Below are 14861 nucleotides of genomic sequence, written 5' to 3' on the forward strand. Positions count from 1 at the left end.
TCCGGCGCAGGCGCGCGAGCTGTCGGCCCGGTTCGACGCCGAGCGAAGCGCTGGGCGAGCGAGCTTGCAGGTCGTCGATAGGCCCGACTGGTGGGAGCGCGCGACCGTCCAGGACATCGCGAAGATCGCAGAGACGGCGCAGGCGTAGAAGGGTCACGACCCGATCGCCGAACGAGCCGCTGCCGTCGTGCAGCGCGAGGTGCTCGAGCGCTACGGCGTCGACACCGCCGTGCTCAGCGATGCCGCGGGCCAGAGGAAGTCGGAGTTGGACCTGGCGAAGGAATGGGCCGCGGGCTCCGCGCCCGAGCACTACCACCGCCAGAACAACGACCGCCTCACCATGCAGCTAGGCGACCGTGCCGAGCCGGACGTGAACGCGGAGCGCGCCCTGCTCACCGACTACCGCGCCGCGCTGGCCGGCGACGTCGCCATCGTCGAGCTGTCCGCGGCCGAGGAGTGGAAGCGCGACACCGACCCCGCCGGGTTCCAGGACTACCGGGTGCAGACATCGATCGACTGGAACGACGCCGGCCAGGTCAGCACCCCCGCCCCCGCCATCGAGGCCGCTGCGCGAGCTGCGCTGGTCGAGGAGTGGAAGGACACGGTAACCCCGGAGCGCGCCCGTGCCGGCGCCGAGGTCACGCAGGCGCAACAGCTCATCGCAGAAGCCGATCGGCTCGACCACGCCAATGACACCCGCAGCACGGCGGCCGCCGCTCGAGGCGCGGCCGACGTCCTCGTCCGACCGGCTGACCGCGCAACCGTCGTTGTTTGACGGGACGACTGTCGGGAACGCGGTGAGATGCCACTTTCCCTACGCAGTCCTGGTGACGACCACTCGAACCGGATCGTGTGAGCTGCCGAGCAGCACCAGTGGAGCTAGTTGGCCGATCCTCGCCATCGGGCAGCAATCTTGTGACCGGCCGTGCCCGGAGGTGGATTAGGACCGCGAACCCGGACTCAGCGGGCGATCCGAGCGTTTGGGAGGTGCGTTGAAAGGAACTCTTCCGCGATCCGTCCGCCCGGGACGGAATGTAGAACCAATGCCTTCTGGCCTAGCCGAGCCAGTTCGTTCAACGGCTCTACAAGACGGAATCCGTCACTGAGGGGCCAATGCTCGCGGAAGAAGACGTGCACCTCCTCGCAGTCGACGGTGCGGTTGATGACGTCCCTCACCCCGCCCTGCCCCTTCAGATCGGTGCTCTCGATCGCGCAGGGTGGGCGCCGCGATGCAGGGTGTGTCACGTCCGTGATTGACCACCTACCCCGACCCTTGGCCGATGTGTGCGCGAGTGAGAAGCGATCTCCGTGGTGCCGCTCAAAGGCAGTAACAGTTGCCGCGCCGCCGCGCGATTTCTCGGCCGCCTGAAGTTGACGCCGACCGAAAAGAGTTCCGTCGTCGCGGAGAGAGATCATGTGTCCGCGCGAAGCCAGACGGAGTTCAGTTGCGTGGCCGTGTTCCGCCGCATTAATGGCAAGTTCATACAGCACCATTTGCAGGTCATCGCGAACGTCGGTTCCCCAAACGACCCCAACCCCCGTATCGGCTAGAAAGTCCGAAGCGAACTGGCGTACATTTTCATCCGGGTTGAGATTAATTCTCAGTATCCGTTGATGCCGGATTATGTGTTGCTGCTGCAATAGCGGTTGTGAGTTATCGATTCGCGCCTGGCTTGCGTGGCGAGCCTGCTTTTTCCAGAGACGCAGGAGCAGAGCGTCGAAACGTGAGGGATCGTCATCAATGGCTTTCGCGTGGACAGCGCATAGCCAGACGCCATTACTTTCGGCGGACCTTTGCGTCGGCGTCCATCCAGGGATGTCCCGCGGGCCCCCCGTTTGCGCCGCGACGATGTGCGCAGCGACCCCGACCTGCGCCTTGCCGGAGGCGCGGCCCGCGCTCGGGCCCGAAGTAGGGCGTCGGCAGGACGGGCTTGCGCAGTGAGCGCCGGCCTCCACCTCGAGGGCGCGAACGATGTCCGCCTTGAAATCTCCTGCTCTGGCCATGCAAACGACCCTAGCGAACGCGCGACACAGGACCTGTAACCGCCGACCCGATGCCCCTTTCCGCTAAGCATCGAGACAATCTCAGTTCTGACGGGGATGGTTCATCGCCATTGCGTTCGGCCAGCGTGTTCGCCCGCGAGTTCGGCGATCGCCTCCGCAATCCCTTCAACGGTTGAACCTAGGTCCTCCCACAGCGCAGGATCGGCAGAGGCCAAAGCTGGTGAAGAAGCTGGCTTCGAATGCGTCTCCTGAGCATCACCAGAGCCACAGCCACGGCGACGAGCGCTTCACGATGCAGGTTGAAGACCATGCGGAGCCTGAACGCGGAGCGCGTACTGCTCGCCGACCAACGGGCCGCACCGGCCGGCGATGTCACCAGCGCCGAGCTTTCCGGAGCCGAAGAGTGGGAGCGCGACATCGACGCACACGGCTCCAGGGCTACCGCGTGCAGACGTGGATCCGCTGGACCGACGGCACATACGAACTCACCGACCAGCAAGGTTGGGTTATCCGGCGTGTCATGTCCGGATCTCCTGCCCTTTCACAAGACGGAGTCTTGTACGCTGCCCGAAATATTGCGCCATTTCCAGCCTACCCCGAACCGGCCATTATCGTGTGGAGAAGCCTCGCGGAGATCGAAACTCCTCCGATTCAAGAACCGTGGGTCCATCACCCCCTCGTTTTCCCCTCCGCTTCAGGAGATATTCATGGGAGGAGTTGTACATGATGGATCGACGTGTTGCGCAGTCAGCTACCGAACTGCTTTTGGAATCTACTGCAAAAATGCTCACGCTAGAGTAGTGCGAAGCCCTCAGGAGATCCAGCGTGAGCGCTCGCAATTAGTCACGAATACCATCTTGTCGCTGCGAAGTATTTAGGACTAGGCAGCTTCGGCGGCTGAACCGTATAACGACCCTTGAACGTAAATCTTTGACTCGATACGAAGTAGTACCCAATCAATTCGTTCCTAGAGTCGTAGTATGTGATGTTGCCAAATTCGTCTCTGTAGCCACGCGCGACCGCCTCGCGCTTATCGTTGTAGAATGTGGTCCCATAGAGCGGATCGTGTTCCGAGCTGACGACGATAAAAGCCAAGCTCCTCGTTTCGATGGCTGTCGCTACTCGCGCATAGTCCTCGAGTGAGCTTCTCAATCTTTCCTGCGCCGTCCGTTCGTCTACTTGCGCTTTCAACGCGCGAGCTTCACGGTCAATCATATTTCTGAGAAGCTCGACGTCAGCCTGCAAGGGTGCCAAATCCATCGCCGGCGAGGCATGCTCCGAATACTTGTAGAAGAGATACTCCGCATGGGAGAAAATTTCCCGCGCGAGTGCCCATCGTTCGCTGCGGCGGTCTAAACAGGGTACGAGGTCGGAGGCGGCCCAGGCCACGTACGGCAGTACGACGCCGTCGAAGACGATTGTCGGTTCGTACTCCTCAATTACTTCTTTCCATTCGATGAGACCATTTACTCGTCCCACGAGTTCGGCCTGATCCTCCTGGTTGAACGATTCGTCATCCACTGCCCGCTCAAGCAATACGCCCAGTTTGCTTAGGCTCTTTTCGTAATGCTCCCGCGACGCGACGCTGATCGTCACATTAGAGTGCACGGAGCGCCGTGTTAATCGCCTTGAGTTCCTGTTCCATCGAGTCGAGGGTCGGTTGGAGACGTGTCCGGCGGTAGGGGTCTTTGCTCATCAATTCTTTGGTGCTCGGAATGACTTTCTCGAGCGTCTCCTTGCGCTCACGAAGCTGTCGCTTGTCGGATTCACTAACCATGATTTGCTCTCATCTCTCGAATTTCTGAAATTGTCGCGAGATTGCGCTGGTATGTCAAGCATGTTCTCTGGCACCTCGGTCTCGTCCGGAGACGTCGACGCTCATGACCTGCCGGGAGCTACCGGCCGCTGCAAGCGAACAGGACCGCGGCGCTGGGTTCACGGTGTGGACGACGCTCAATTCGCGGGTCTGGCGAGGGCAGCGAGCGCTTCGTCCTGTCACCGGATGAGCCTTCCCTCAAACGGTGACGCTGCCAGCAGATGGGAACCCGACTCTCCCGACCCTTCCTGCCAAAACGATCGTACTCAATCGAGCAACTGTTTGAGCGCAATCGAGATGCCGACTCCTTTTGCATGCCGGATAAGCTTTCCGGCTTCGCGTGTACCCCACCAATGCAACTTAGAGTTTGAGCCACCAACCTCCCGCTGCGGACTCGAATAGTCAAGCCTCAACATATCGTCGTCATTCATCTGACGTATTTCGATGTCTTGACTAAATCGACTGTCCTGAAGGCTCTCGCCCCATTTCTTGTACTCCTCCCACTTCCACACACGGAGAAGTCGCCCCCGGCGATCTAGTACCCATGTCGTCATCTCGTGATATTCAGAATACCTGGATTTCGTTTCCCTTTCTTCAATGTGGTGATTTGTTTGAAACAATAACCAGTGTTCGCCAATAATTTCGATGTCAACTGGAATGTTTTGCGTGGTCTGATACATCTCTCGCCTACGAAACAGTCCGACTCGCCGTTCTGCCGTAACCATCTCTGTTCGCATTTCTCGTTTGAGAATGGGGGCAATGGTTTCCTTTTTGCACTCCTTGGCCACCCGCGCGGCATATTGATTTATCCGACTTTGATCGAGTGAGCTATGATTGTATTTATGACTGTCAATCATCTTACTATTTCCCTCTCGTTTTCGGGGGTACGAATCTACAGTCTGAGCGCCAGCCATTGGAGAAATGGAAGCGCAATATCTTTGTCTTGCTCCTGGTAGGATGGCCACGCTGCCCGGGATTGCTGCATCGCGAGCAGTAGGAGAGGATGTTGGAGCACCTTAGCCGCGGCCTCCAAGCATCGTTTCCAGTCAGCGTCGGCGCTTGGGGTCGATTCGACGTCGATAACGGTAATGTTCGGATTCAGCGTGGCAAGCTGGTCGAGTTCGGTTCGAAATTGTAGAAGGCTTTCCATAGATGCTTGGGGCCACCTCAAGCAATACTTGCGGAATAGACTATCGCTTTCCCGCAACCAGAATATGGGGACGTTCGCATCTGTTGTGCCGAAGACGTCGGTGTTCACGCCGTCTAGTGGAGGAGCATGATGCGCCCACACGACTGCAGGCGGGGGGTCATCTAAATGATTTTGATGAGCTCGCGCGCGAGGCTCCCACTCTGTTGCGCCCAGCCACGCAGGAATTCCCATTTGCTCCATGGCCTCGTCCCTCGTGAGTGTCAGACCGTACCCGAGCGCGACCGAGACGAGTTTGGCTACCTCGTTTGCGCCTGAATCGATGTTGATGCCATATATACACACGGAGGGAACTGAGGGATAAGGCGCACGCAAGCTAGGAAGGGTAGGGGTTCTTGCGTGACTGATCGTCCAATGGGAGACGCTGGAGTCTGATCCCGACCAGCGCGAGTTGAGCTGTCCAGGGACCGCATGTGTACGACGGAGTACGTCGTGCCAAAGTGGATCGTCGAAAATTGCACTAAAGCTCGTCGCTCCTCCGTCCACGCGCCTCAGGTCGACCTGGTCTTCCACATGCATGCGGCATGACGTTGGGCCAGCCGTGACCGGCCACATTGCTACCGACCATTGGGCCGAATTTCGTGCGATACGTGTGATGCTCGCGACGCCGCTTGACCTGTCGAGCTGGCCAAGCTCGTTTTTCAGCGCACGGAGACGCATTTCGAGTCGTTGGATGTTGTAACCCATTCTTGCTGCCTCGGCCGCGCGAGACGTACCTAGCAAACCCATTTCTCGAAGGATAAAGGTTGGGTCATCTGCTCCTGCAGCTTCCCCTCCCATGCCCAGAGCTTTGCTGATAATTGGGATTGCGGCGAGGGGTGTAGCTGTTCGGCCTCTTCGCCAGTTCGAGACGATCGCCGGCGTTGCCGCGAGGGTTGGGACGAGTTGTTGAAGCTCAGCATCAGAGACTTCACGCAATTTCGCGTAATGAGCGAACTGCTCAGCGAAGATTTGCTCAGGTTCTTGCAGTGGCATGGCAGGATTCTACCGGCAGGCGGTAGCTGCCTGCCAGCAATGGCAGCAGATCGCCGGGTAGATTTCTTTCAGGCTCGGGATCGGCTCGAGCCAGAGACGGAGGCAGTCATGTCCAACGAAAAGCACGTCGACGGAACCGCAAACGGGCGCTACGACATCTACTCGAACGGCCTCGGCACCAACAAGGCCGGTGACGGATTCGCGCATGATCACATCTTCGCGAATGTCAACAAGAACGGGGACGTGACGAACTCCGGCATGGTCGATCGTTCGGACCAGCGCGACAAGGTCATTCGCGGCCTCGGCGGCGCCGCGCTTCGCTGACACCGTCCCATTCCTGCACCGTGGTCTGCTGGGGTGGTTCATCGCCACTCCAGCAGACCAACTCGCTGCGGTGAGTAGCTCGTAGACCGCTCGTGACCGCCAATGTTGCGGTGATCGGACTGCGCGGGATTTGCGTCCCGACGGTTACCTCCGCAGCGCTTCGGCTCATCGGTCCATGGCTGCTGCTTCGTCTGTGTCAACAGCCAACCGCTCGGTGTACAGCGGCGGTTGCAGGTCGGGCTCGAGCAGCCCCTCGATGGGCGGCTCATAGGGCAGTTGTTCACCGAGCCGGTTCTCATCGGTGGAGTCTGCGAACGGTCCGTCCTGCGAGAGAAATGCGGTCATGTGCGGGTCGCAGTGGTTGATCCATCATGTGCTCATCCCCGCCTTTGAGTCGGCACGTGCCGCCTCCCATGCCCGCCACAGAGCCTCGATGCGCTGCTGAGCTTCCTTGCTCTCCCACCAAGCTGCTTTCCAGCGCAGGCCCCCGCCGGAGCCGTGTCGGATGATGCGACGCCGGTAGCTGCCGATGAGTTGCTTGCGCACGAATTCATCTGCGGAGCCGTAGAACGTCGTCGGCTCCTCCTCTGCCGACTCCAGGGCCGATCTGTCGACGCCGCCGTAGATGTCCTCGGTCATGATCCCTCCACAGGTGCGAGCGGCCGGTCAACGGCCGGCGCCGGCTCAGTTGGTGCCGGCGTGCCCGGCTGGTTCTTCGCGATCGAGGCGTTGATCCCCTCCACGAGCTGCTTGGGTCCGTCGAACCACGGCGCGGTGCGCAGCACCGCCGCGCGGGAGCCGGAGGACATCAAGATCGCCCGGCCGGTCTTGCGGCCCTTCCGCGGGATAGGGAGCGTGGCCAGCTCCGCGACGTCGACGATCTTCTCCCGCTTCAACGCCATGGTGGTCGAGCGCACGCCCTTGTTAAGGCTCGCGGAGGTCGTCTCGCGGTCGTAGGTGCCGATCAGATCGGACACCATGCCCAGGAACTCCGGCTCGGAGATTTCTCCCGCGTAGAGCTTCCATTCGCGGCCGACCAGAGCTTCAACATGCTCTCCTTTCCGAACACGCCGATGCCCTCCGACCAGGACTGGAACACCGACATGATCGGGATGCCGCAGGAGCCGTAGTGGCTGTAGAGGTCGGGGAGGTCCGCCAGCGGCAGACGTTCGCCGCCTCATCGAGCACGCCGAGCATCGGGGTCTGCATCCGGCAGCCGGGCGACACCGCGGCCAGCTCTTCCGCTGCCTCGACGGTCGCGGCGGTGAGTGCGAGGACGTGGGGGCCGGCGCTGCCGGGAATCACGGACCGGAGGTCCGCCGGCGTGACTCCGGCACGCGGACCGTGCTTCGGCACGCTGGGACCGCCGAAACCAGCGAGCCGGACGTGAATCATCGAGCCAGAAGTCCACCGTGGGAACTTCCGGCACGCGGAACACGCCCCGGCACGTTGAAACAGCCGGATTCCGCGAGCCGGAGGTGGTAACGCGAGCCGGAGGTGAATCCGCGAACCGGAGGTGCCGCCGGACGCCGCCCGCGCTCAGGCGCCCGGCTGCCCGCAGCGGTCGTAGATGCGGTTGCGGGCCGTCAACAGGACGAGCGCGCGTGGGTGAGCGGCGTGGTGGGTCGTCTCGCCGACGACCTGCGTGCTGAGTTCCCGACGATGACCGGGCTGTCGCGCCGGAACCTGCTGTACATGCGGTCCTTCGCGGCGGGGTGGGCGAACTTGCGAAATGTGCCACAGCCTGTGGCACATTTGCCGTGGGGCCACATCCGGATCCTCATCGACAAGCTCGATGAGCAGGAGAAGCGGGGCTGGTACGCGGCATCCGCGGTCGAGCTCGGGCGGTCCCGAGACGTGCTGCTGAACCAGATCAAGAACCGCACCGGGGCGGCTCCGTCCAACTTCCTCCACCGGCTCCCCGCCGGAGACTCCGAGCTGGCGAAGCAAGATCTCGAGAGACCCCTACGTCTTCGACTTCCTCGACCTGACTGCTGGTGCCGCTGAGCGGGACTTCGAGCAGGCCCTCACGGATCGGATCACGCAGACTCTCGCAGAGCTCGGTGCCGGCTTCGCCTTCGTCGGTCGACAGATGCACTTCGAGGTCGACGGGTCGGACTTCTTTATCGACCTGCTCTTCTTCCACGTCCGTCAGCTCCGGTATGTCGTAATCGAACTGAAGAAGGGCGCATTCGAGCCGTCCTTCACCGGGCAACTCGGGCTCTACATCGCGCTCGTCGACGACCAGCTCCGCGACGCCGCGCTGCATCGACCGACGGTCGGGATCCTCATCTGCGGCGACAAGAGCGACCGGATCGTCCGCTACGCCCTAGGGCGAGTCGACTCCCCGATGGCCGTCGCCACCTACACCTACGAGTCCCTTCCGCCTGAGGAACAGCGTGCGCTCCCGGATGCTCAGCACCTGATCGACGCCATCGCTGCGGACGATAGCGACGACGAGGCCCGCCGGCCGCGGGGTGAATAGTCGACATCGGGTCCAGCGTCGTCGCGGGGTCCCCCGGAGCAACCAGCGGATGTCGGACGACGCTTCGACATCGGTGCTGTGAGTCTGACGCGCGAGCCGAAGGTCCGCCGGAGGTGCTGCCGGAGGTGGTTCTTCGAGCCGGAGGCGGTTCTGCGAGCCCGACGTGTCTCGGGGCTGCCGGAGGTGGTTCTTCGAGCCGGAGGCGGTTCTGCGAGCCCGACGTGTCTCGGGGCTGCCGGAGGTGCGCAGAAGGAGTGCCGGTGGTCAGCCGGAAGTCAGCCGGGGTGAACTTCGGCACGCGGAACACACCTCGGCACGCCGAAACAGGCGGAACCAGCGAGCCGGACGCGGAACGGCGAGCCGAAGATCTGCCGGAGGTCAGCCGCGAACGTCCGGCACGCGGAACACGCCTCGGCTCGCGGAAACGGCCGGATCCTGCGAGCCGGAGGCGGTTCCGCGAGCCGGAGGTACCGCCGCACCCCGGACGCCGTCAGCCGTCCCGCCGCCCGTAGTGGTCGTAGACGCGGTTGCGGGCCGCCCGCTCGGCCGGCGGCAGGCGCTGCGCATCGGCGATCTCGTAGACGCCGAAGGTGTCGCGCAGGCGGGAGGTCGGGTCGACCTCGACGAAGGTGCACCAGGGCAGCCAGTGGTGGTGGCTGCGCAGGGTCTGGGTCGCGAAGTCGCCGCTCTCGTGGCCGAGGCCGGGCATCGCGTAGCCGACGCTGCCGTCGACGTCGGTCGACTGGCGGGTGTTGCGGTGCAGGAACTCGGCGAAGTCCAGGTAGTGCTCGTCGCCGGTGATCAGGTGCAGCCGGTAGTAGCTGTACGAGCAGGCCGCCATGTAGACGTCGGCGCCGCCGCCGAGGGTGATGATGCTCTGTCCGCTGATCGAGTACCGGTTGAACGGATGCGCCCAGGGCGCGCGGACCGGGAAGGACCACGCGTAGGTCCAGGTCTCCGTGTAGTCGGCGGCGCGGACGGCGCCCTCCAGCCAGCGCGGCTCCTCCGTCAGGTCGTAGAGCGCGAGGAAGCCGAACAGCCCGTAGATGCCCGCCTCCTTGTCCTGGATGTCGGCGTTGTCGCAGGTGCCGCCACGGTACTCCAGGGTCCGGTGGATGGTCGCGAACGACCACTCGCCGGCGCGCACGGCGGACTCGCGGTAGCGCCCCTCCCCCGACACGAGGTGCAGCTGCACGAGGAAGCGGATGACGCTCGGGGTGTTCGAGCGCGAGTCCATCCGCACCGAGCCGTCCGCGTTGTAGGCGCGGTGGAAGCTGCCGTCGGCGTCCTGCACCTCGAGCAGCCAGTCGGCGGTGCGCCGGCAGAACTCGAGCCAGAGCGGGCGCTCGTCGCCGAGGTCGCGCAGGTGCAGGTACGCGTCGAGGATCGCCTCGACGCCGTCGGCGAGCATCCGCAGGTAGTGCGGGTACGGCTCGAAGCCGCCGAGCGAGGGGTTGAAGCACATCCGCGGCGGGCCCGACTCCGGCAGCGCGGTCCGCACCCAGAAGTCGACGATGCCGACGCCCTGCTCGAACGCCTCCGGCACGCCCTCGCGGTCGCCGTAGCGCAGCAGCTGGTAGCCGATGCCGGGCTGCTGCCCGACGAAGCCGAACTGGAAGGAGACGCTCGAGACGTCGAGGTCCGGCAGCTGGCAGGCGAACGGCAGGCCCCAGGAGTCGCCGTAGCGGCGGGTGAGCCGGCGGAGGATCGCCATGCCGTGGTGGAAGTGCCGCTCGTTGTCGACCTCGAACAGGTCGTCGCGCAGCCGGGCGTAGGTGCTGCGCCAGGTGGCGCGCATCATCGTCGCGAAGTCGTCGTACCGGCCGAGGTCGACGGCGACGGCGTAGCGCTGGCGGAAGCCGACCTCGACCGGGTGGTTCACCCGCTGCAGGGCCTTCGGGGCGGCGTCGTAGTCGAGGCCGGAGTAGGGGTTGTCGATCGGGCGCTCGCCGTCGGCGCCCGGGTAGACGTAGTCGATCGACAGGCCCGCGGGCGGCACGTCGAGCGGGGTCCGCACGCCGAAGCCGTAGTAGAGGTAGTTGAGCGTCGTGCCCTGCGGGCGGCTCAGGCCGATCGAGCCGACGGTGCACTCCGGGTCGGTGAAGTTCTCCGAGCGGACCACGTCCAGGCGCGGCAGCGTCGCGTCGGCGGCCCAGCGCGAGAGCGCCACGGTCTCACCGGTCGCGAGGCTCTGCGCGGCGAACAGCGGCAGCGCGTAGTGCGTCTCGGTGCGCCAGAAGTACTCGCTGCCGGGGTCGCGGCCCATCGCGTCGGCGGGGCCGAAGTCGTTGTCGCGGTACCAGGCGCCCGGCGCGAAGCACTCGTAGTCGCGGAGGTCGTCGGACCCGATCAGGCCGAGCGAGACGGCGGTGGAGAAGCCGAGGTCGCCGCCGGCCGCGAGCACCTCGACGTCGCGGTGCACGGAGAAGCCGTCGCCCGCGACGCGCCAGACGTCGGTGATCGCGAAGGCCGACCCGGAGCGGACGGTGATCGTCCCGCTCGCGGTGATCGCCCCCTCCGACAGCGAGACGTCGTCGTAGGGAGCGCCGGAGTACTCGCTGATCGCGGCGACGGTCTTGACCGTGACGCGCAGCGGCCGGTCGTTCGCGTAGAGGACGCGCTCGCCCGCGAGCACCTCGAGGCCGCCCGCCTCGACGCGGAGGGTGTGGTCGCCGGAGCGCAGTTCCACGGTGGTTCCTTCCCGGAGGGTCATGTCAGTGCTTCTCGTCGTGCGTGCGGATGTCGGCCGCGTCCGCCGGCGCCGGCTCGTCCTCGAGCCGCTGCGCCCCCGGATCGAAGCGCCGCGAGCCCGGCCGGAACAGCAGCGCGACGCCGCCCTCGACCAGCGCCGCGACGAGCAGCAGGATCGCGAACGGGATCAGCGAGATCTCGGCCCACGCGCCCATCACCGGCATCACCAGTCCGGCCGCCGTGAAGCTGACCGTGCCGAGGATCGCCGTGACGCTGCCCGCCTCGCTCGACGGGCCCTGCAGCGAGAGGTACTGCACCGGGGCGAAGCCGAGCGAGCGGCCGGCCAGCGCGAAGGTCAGCGCGCCGACGACGACGAGCAGCGGCTGCGTGCCGGTGAGCGCGAGCACCGCGACCACGACGGCGCCGAGCGCAGTGACGATCGCCGAGGCGAACATCGCGAACCGGGGTCCGAACCGCGGCACGATCACCCGGCCCGTCGTCTGCCCGACCGCGATCGTCACGAGCGAGGTGATCAGGAACAGCAGCCCGTACAGGTCCGGCCCGACCGCGTAGACGTTCGTGTAGAGGAAGGGAGCGGTCGCGAGATACGCGAAGCCGACGGACCAGCCCGCGGCCGAGGCGGCGGCGAGCGCCAGCACGCGCGGCCGGCGGAGCATCCCGAAGGAGTTGCGCAGCGACGGACCGAGCCCGCCCTGGTGCCGCCGCTCGCGGGGCAGCGTCTCGGGCAGCACGAGCAGCGCGATCACGGTCGCGAGCGCTCCCCAGGCGGCGACCGCGAGGAAGGAGCCGCGCCAGTCGATCACCTTGGTCAGCTGCGCGCCGACGGAGGGCACCAGGATCGGGAAGACCGAGACGATCACGGCGAGGTTCGCGAGCATCGTGACGAGCCGCTTGCCGCTGTAGAGGTCGCGGACGATGGCCGTGACGACGACGCCCGCGGCGGTGCAGGCGGCGCCCTGGACGAAGCGGGCCGAGAGCAGCACGGCGGTGTCGGAGGTCATCGCCGCGACGAGGCTCGCCGCGATGTGCAGCGCCGCCGAGACGCCGAGCGGCCACTTGCGGCCGACCGCGTCGCTGAGCGGTCCGGAGACGAGCTGGCCGGCCGCGAAGCCGAAGGTGGCGCCGGTGACGACCAGCTGGGCGGTCGCCACCGAGACGCCGAGATCGTCCTGCAGCGTCGGCAGGAACGGCAGCACCAGGTCGATGGTGAGCGGCCCGAAGCCGACGAGCATCGCGAAGATCGGCAGCAGGAGGCGGCCGCGGGGCATCGCCCGGACAGCGCGAGTGGCGGTGGAGGCGGTCATGAGCGCGGAGCGCAGGTCACGGAGGGGATCCTGTCCATCAGCTCCCGGCCGAGACCGGGAAGTAGAGCGAGAAGGGTTCGTCGACGACCTCGTGCAGAGGCCGGAAGCGGACGGCGGCGGGCTGGCCGATCGTGCGGTAGCCGCGCAGCCACTGGGTCCACTGCCGCTCGTTGTCGGGGGCGAGCAGGGCGGGGGCGTCCTCGAGGCGTCCGCGCAGCTCGATCTCGCGGTCGACGAGGCCGGCCAGGACGATCGGGCCCTCGACGAAGGCGACCGTGCCCGGCTCGTCCGGGATCGGCACGGCGCGGATCTCGGTGCCGAACGCGAGGTCGATGCTCGTGCGGCCGCCGGGGTGCTCGATCAGGAGCGCGCCGTCGCCCGCCCGGACGCGCTCGGAGTCGCCCGCGACCCCCGGCTCGCCGACGGTCCACTCCGGCACCCGCAGCCGCACGTGCAGCGCGACCCCCTCCGCCGAGACGATCTCGACCCGGATCCGCGAGGCGGTGGGGCGGTGCAGGTCGCCCGCGGCGCCCGCGTTGGCGTCCGGGCCGACGTAGCCGGCGGTGTCGAGCACCTCGACCCGCACCGCCGCGTCGCCGGCGGCGGTCGGCAGGCGCAGGCTCGCATCGACGTGCTGCGCGATCGTCAGCTCGGCGTCACCGCCGCGGTAGAAGACGAGCCCGGAGTGGCGGGTGTGCGCCTGCACCAGCGTGCCGTGGCAGCACCAGAAGTCCTCGGTCGGGCTGCCCCAGTCCTTGCGGGCGCCGCCCTCGAGCGGGAGGAAGTAGGCGACCATCCCGGTCCGCGGGTTCTGCTGGGCGAGGAGGCCGTTCCAGACGTTCCGCTCGATGTAGTCGGCGAAGGCGAGGTCGCCGGTCCAGCGCAGCAGCACGTCGGCCAGCCGGATCATGTTGTAGACGACGCAGTGCTCCTGCGTCTTCTCGCCGCGGCGGGCGGCGAACGCGAACGGCGGCGTCCAGATCTCGCCCGAGGTCTGACCGCCCGTGCAGAACATGCCGCGGAGGGTGACGGCCTGCTCCCAGTAGGCCTCGACGATCCTCCGCCAGCGCTCGTCGCCGGTGACCTCGTAGGCGCGGGCCGCGCCGAGCACCTCGGGGATCGTGGTGTTGGCGTGCATGTTGGTCAGCACGTCGCGGCCCTCGAGCAGGCCCTCGAAGAGGGAGCGGCGGTCGTAGCGGCGGAGCAGCTCGGCGTAGACGGGGTCGCCGGTGATCGCGAGGAGGTCGGCCCAGACCTCGAGCATCCCGCCGGTCTCGACCTCGAGGATCTCCTGGAACGCGGCGTCGTCGAAGCCGCGGACCCACTCCAGCAGCGGGACCGTGGCGGCCCGCGCCATCCGCAGCGCCCGCTCGTCGCCGAGGTCGCGGTGCAGGTCGACCAGGCCCATCAGCAGCTTGTGCATCGCGTACTGCGGCGCCCAGATCGGGCGGCCGGTCGCGAGGCGGTCGAGGTAGCCGCGCGGGATCGCCCAGATCCAGCCGCCGCCGTTCTCCTCCTGGCAGCGCTCGAGCCCGTCGAGCACGGAGTCGATCCGGACGCGCAGCAGCGGGTCGCCGGTGACCGCGACCTCGCGGGCCGCGGCGGAGAGCCAGTGGCCGAGGAAGTGCCCGCGCAGCTGCGAGCCCGGCGTCTCCCAGCCCCAGTGCCGGTCGAGGCCGCGGGCCTCGCGCGAGTCCTGCGACGGGTGCAGGTGCCAGCCCTGGTCGCCGATCCCGGCCTCGATCAGGAAGTTCTGCAGCAGCCCCTCGTCGGTGAGCGAGAGGAGGTAGTCGCGGTTGAGCCGCCGCCGCGCGTCGAGCACCCCGCGCTCCAGGCGGGTCTCGTGCGGGGCCGGGTGGGTCAGCGGCATGGGTGCTCCTCGTCGAGGCGGTGGGTGGTGGGGATGAGCGGTGCGAGCGGCGGTCGATCCGCGCGGGTCGATCCGCGCGGGTCGATCGGCGCGGCGGTCGATCCGACCGAGGGTCGAGATCGATCTCTCGCTGTACTCAGACCAGGATCGACGATAGGAATGGG

General features: G+C 66.0%; 15 protein-coding genes. 4 read left to right on the forward strand and 11 right to left on the reverse strand.

Annotated features, from left to right (window positions below; genetic code table 11):
- Positions 1 to 199: 199 nt before the first annotated feature.
- Positions 200 to 775, forward strand: coding sequence for a hypothetical protein (locus HQQ82_RS09245; RefSeq protein ID WP_173232728.1), 576 nt, complete (start codon positions 200 to 202; stop codon positions 773 to 775).
- Between the two features lie 185 nt (positions 776 to 960).
- Here HQQ82_RS09245 and HQQ82_RS09250 read toward each other — a convergent pair whose 3' ends face one another.
- From HQQ82_RS09250 to HQQ82_RS09265, 4 genes are all read right to left on the reverse strand, one after another.
- A complete protein-coding gene (locus HQQ82_RS09250) occupies positions 961 to 2004 on the reverse strand; it encodes a hypothetical protein (RefSeq protein ID WP_173232729.1) in 1044 nt (347 codons plus the stop codon).
- An 843-nt stretch (positions 2005 to 2847) separates the two neighbouring features.
- Positions 2848 to 3600, reverse strand: a complete 753-nt coding sequence (locus HQQ82_RS09255; RefSeq protein ID WP_173232730.1) for a hypothetical protein — start codon at positions 3598 to 3600, stop codon at positions 2848 to 2850.
- Between the two features lie 486 nt (positions 3601 to 4086).
- Complete coding sequence (locus HQQ82_RS09260) at positions 4087 to 4677, reverse strand: hypothetical protein (protein ID WP_173232731.1); 591 nt, start codon at positions 4675 to 4677, stop codon at positions 4087 to 4089.
- A gap of 35 nt (positions 4678 to 4712) precedes the next feature.
- Positions 4713 to 6002: a hypothetical protein gene (locus tag HQQ82_RS09265; protein ID WP_173232732.1), complete on the reverse strand. Its 1290-nt coding sequence runs from the start codon at positions 6000 to 6002 to the stop codon at positions 4713 to 4715.
- Positions 6003 to 6110: 108 nt separating this feature from the next.
- Between HQQ82_RS09265 and HQQ82_RS09270 the strand changes: the two genes are divergently transcribed.
- On the forward strand, positions 6111 to 6326 hold the full coding sequence (locus HQQ82_RS09270) for a hypothetical protein (protein ID WP_173232733.1): 216 nt from the start codon (positions 6111 to 6113) through the stop codon (positions 6324 to 6326).
- 165 nt (positions 6327 to 6491) lie between these two features.
- On the opposite strand, the gene HQQ82_RS19530 is transcribed toward HQQ82_RS09270, so the two are convergent.
- From HQQ82_RS19530 to HQQ82_RS20565, 4 genes are read right to left on the reverse strand one after another with little or no spacing between them, the layout of a single operon-like run.
- Complete coding sequence (locus HQQ82_RS19530) at positions 6492 to 6671, reverse strand: hypothetical protein (protein WP_216848429.1); 180 nt, start codon at positions 6669 to 6671, stop codon at positions 6492 to 6494.
- Positions 6672 to 6695: 24 nt separating this feature from the next.
- The gene (locus HQQ82_RS19535; protein ID WP_216848430.1) at positions 6696 to 6965 is read right to left on the reverse strand and encodes a DUF4913 domain-containing protein; all 270 of its coding nucleotides are present in this window, start codon (positions 6963 to 6965) and stop codon (positions 6696 to 6698) included.
- The gene (locus HQQ82_RS09280; RefSeq protein WP_173232734.1) at positions 6962 to 7306 is read right to left on the reverse strand and encodes a hypothetical protein; all 345 of its coding nucleotides are present in this window, start codon (positions 7304 to 7306) and stop codon (positions 6962 to 6964) included. Before HQQ82_RS09280 ends, HQQ82_RS19535 begins: the two co-directional genes overlap by 4 nt.
- Positions 7291 to 7491 (reverse strand): TraM recognition domain-containing protein, encoded by a 201-nt coding sequence (locus HQQ82_RS20565; RefSeq protein ID WP_173232992.1) that lies wholly within the window; start codon positions 7489 to 7491, stop codon positions 7291 to 7293. Before HQQ82_RS20565 ends, HQQ82_RS09280 begins: the two co-directional genes overlap by 16 nt.
- 443 nt (positions 7492 to 7934) lie before the next feature.
- Here HQQ82_RS20565 and HQQ82_RS20570 point away from each other — a divergent pair, with 443 nt between their 5' ends.
- Positions 7935 to 8333, forward strand: a complete 399-nt coding sequence (locus HQQ82_RS20570) for a DUF1016 N-terminal domain-containing protein (protein WP_367947894.1) — start codon at positions 7935 to 7937, stop codon at positions 8331 to 8333.
- Positions 8314 to 8811 carry a PDDEXK nuclease domain-containing protein gene (locus tag HQQ82_RS20575; RefSeq protein ID WP_367947915.1) on the forward strand — a complete coding sequence of 166 codons (498 nt, stop codon included), beginning with the start codon at positions 8314 to 8316 and terminating at the stop codon, positions 8809 to 8811. The genes HQQ82_RS20570 and HQQ82_RS20575 overlap by 20 nt, the downstream gene beginning before the upstream one ends.
- Positions 8812 to 9301: 490 nt before the next feature.
- On the opposite strand, the gene HQQ82_RS09295 is transcribed toward HQQ82_RS20575, so the two are convergent.
- From HQQ82_RS09295 to HQQ82_RS09305, 3 genes are read right to left on the reverse strand one after another with little or no spacing between them, the layout of a single operon-like run.
- Positions 9302 to 11500, reverse strand: a complete 2199-nt coding sequence (locus HQQ82_RS09295; RefSeq protein ID WP_173232735.1) for a hypothetical protein — start codon at positions 11498 to 11500, stop codon at positions 9302 to 9304.
- Between the two features lie 25 nt (positions 11501 to 11525).
- A complete protein-coding gene (locus tag HQQ82_RS09300; protein ID WP_173232736.1) occupies positions 11526 to 12827 on the reverse strand; it encodes a multidrug effflux MFS transporter in 1302 nt (433 codons plus the stop codon).
- 37 nt (positions 12828 to 12864) lie between these two features.
- Positions 12865 to 14697, reverse strand: a complete 1833-nt coding sequence (locus tag HQQ82_RS09305; RefSeq protein ID WP_173232737.1) for a beta-L-arabinofuranosidase domain-containing protein — start codon at positions 14695 to 14697, stop codon at positions 12865 to 12867.
- Positions 14698 to 14861 lie beyond the last annotated feature (164 nt).

The organism is Rathayibacter sp. VKM Ac-2856 (assembly GCF_013205055.1).
Lineage (GTDB): Bacteria > Actinomycetota > Actinomycetes > Actinomycetales > Microbacteriaceae > Rathayibacter.